This window comes from Neisseria sp. P0021.S007 (genome assembly GCF_051956855.1).
Genome location: NZ_JBQCXA010000019.1, coordinates 1 through 2,222, shown reverse-complemented (window position 1 = coordinate 2,222; position 2,222 = coordinate 1). Strand labels below are relative to the sequence as shown.

Genomic DNA, 2,222 nt, shown 5'->3' with positions numbered 1-2,222 from the left:
CGGCGATCCTTATGTTTGGGGCGACAAAGCCTACGAGCATTACAAAAAACTCAAAATCGACAGCCGCACCAAAATGCTGACCTTTTCAGACGGCCTCGATATTGAGCGTTCATGGGCGTTGCACCAATACTTCAAAGACCGTTTCAAAACCAGTTTCGGTATCGGTACCAACCTGACCAACGATTTGGGACACACGCCTTTGAACATTGTCTTGAAGCTCGTCGAGTGTAACGGCCAATCCGTCGCCAAGCTCTCCGACTCCCCGGGCAAAACCATGACCACCAACAACACCTTCCTCGCTTACCTGCGCCAAGTGTTTGACGTACCTGAGCCGGAAGAGAAAGCCTAAAAACAAAGATAGTGTATTTCACAGTCAATAAACTTTACATTTCTTAAAGTTGCAATAATACGCACCCTGATTTGTTCAGGGTGTTTTGTTTGATATTAAATGGTTTTGCGTTTTATTTTTTTATTTAGTAAATTAAAAATCGCCGGCGAAAACCAGGTTTAATTTTTCATTTATATCTTTCCACTTGAAAATCTTGGCCGTTCTTCAAAAGTGTGAACGCTATTACCGCCAGTTTCCGCATGAGTGCGACAATTATCACTTTCGGCCTTTTGCCGTTCTTTTGTAGTCGGCTTACATACTTGGCAAAGGTGCTGCTTCGGTATGCGTGCATAGCCGGAATAAACAAGGTTGTTCGCAAATGGGTATTGCCCAGCTTAGAAATACGCGGTCTGCCTTTTAGGCTTGTTCCTGACTGGTTTTCCTTGGGGTCTAAGCCTAGGTAGGCTACAAATTGCGCTGCGGTCTTGAACCGGTCCGTTTGGGTCAGAACTGATAAAAGGCTATTGGCCGCTGCTTCGCCTATGCCTGTGATGGTTTTCAGGCGCTCTTTTTGGATTTTGTAGTCGGGATTGTCTTTGTGAAACTGGTTCAGTTGGTTTTGAACGGCTTTGATTTGCTGTTGAAGATGGGTAATGGTGGACTGTATCAGTGGGAGCAGGTAGGCGGGGGCGGTTTGGAGTTTGGTTTGTTCGGCTGCTTTTTGGCGTTTCAGACGGTGTTGGTATCGTGTCAGTTCTCGCAGTTTGGTTTGTGCTTCGGTGGGTTTCTGCCACGGTCGGGGTTCTAGTGCTTTGCAGTATTGGGCTATAGTTTTTGCGTCTTGACGGTCTGTTTTGGTTCTTTGTAAAACGGCTGTCCCGAAACCTTTTATTTTACGTGGGTTCTCTACACTCATTCGGTAGTATTTGCTCAAATATTCAGCTGCTGCTTCGTAGTATTTCCCTGTTGCTTCGCAGCAGCAATGAAGCCTTTCTGTTGCGCCGTTTTCTTTTAGCCAGTCTTTCAGGTCTTGAAATCCGGCCTGGCTGTTTTTGAACTTACGCTCAAAAAAAAGGCCGTCTGAAATCAGACAGCAATCTATTGTTAATTTCGATACGTCTATGCCTAAGTACATGGGGTTTTGCCTTATGAATACGGGCTTTTTGCCCTAGATAGTGTTCAAATTCAGGTTATTAGAAGACCCGTGCTTCAATCTTTGTTACAGCCTTGTGGCTGTGCCGTACTTACGAAGTCACGGGCTTTGCTTGGTGTTTCGTCAAACGCCAAGCCCTGAAAATGCTGGTTTCACGTTCAGGGCTTGGGGCTTTAAATGTTTTTGCCTTCGGCGACGTTCGCCACGTGGCAGGGGGTGGGGTAAAAAAACCACCCCACCCCTTTGCCCTAGCGTTTTAGGGTTGGCTAGCGTCAAGGGGTATCCAAAAAGATTTATAAAGACGATAAAGCTGTCTTTACAAATCTTTCTGGACGTCCTCCCCCTGACTTGTGGTTAGGTGTGCGATTGGACTGCGAACATTAAGACCCCTGCTGCGCATAATACAAGAAAAATAATAGCAAGACCGAAAATAAAAATGCCAAATTCCTTAATCAACATTTTGAAATAAGCCGTGCCATGCTTTCTATGGATGTGAATTATTGCATAAACAACCAAACACGAAATAACAAATTCTAATGCGTTCATCGTTTCCCTAATTTATTTTTCCGCCCTCATTACTTAGGGCTTTATCTTCGTATCCGTCATACATTAAATTCTGCGGACTCTTTCCACCCATTGTCAAGACTTGCGGTTTTTCTGATACTGATGAATTTGAATCAGCCGTTAATGCTTCGTTTTGTTTAGTTTTATAAGGGTTGAAGGGCAAGCCATCTTTAATAT

General features: G+C 44.4%; 1 protein-coding gene and 2 pseudogenes. 1 reads left to right on the top strand and 2 read right to left on the bottom strand.

What is annotated here, in order from left to right; translation table 11 throughout:
- Nucleotides 1–349 (top strand): annotated as a pseudogene (locus ACTHUR_RS10620) (nicotinate phosphoribosyltransferase); the annotation flags it as partial.
- Nucleotides 350–515: 166 nt separating this feature from the next.
- On the opposite strand, the gene ACTHUR_RS10615 reads toward ACTHUR_RS10620, so the two are convergent.
- Nucleotides 516–1,463 (bottom strand): IS110 family transposase, encoded by a 948-nt coding sequence (locus ACTHUR_RS10615; protein WP_070459379.1) that lies wholly within the window; start codon nt 1,461–1,463, stop codon nt 516–518.
- A 571-nt stretch (nt 1,464–2,034) separates the two neighbouring features.
- Nucleotides 2,035–2,222: pseudogene (locus ACTHUR_RS10610) on the bottom strand (zonular occludens toxin family protein); the annotation flags it as partial.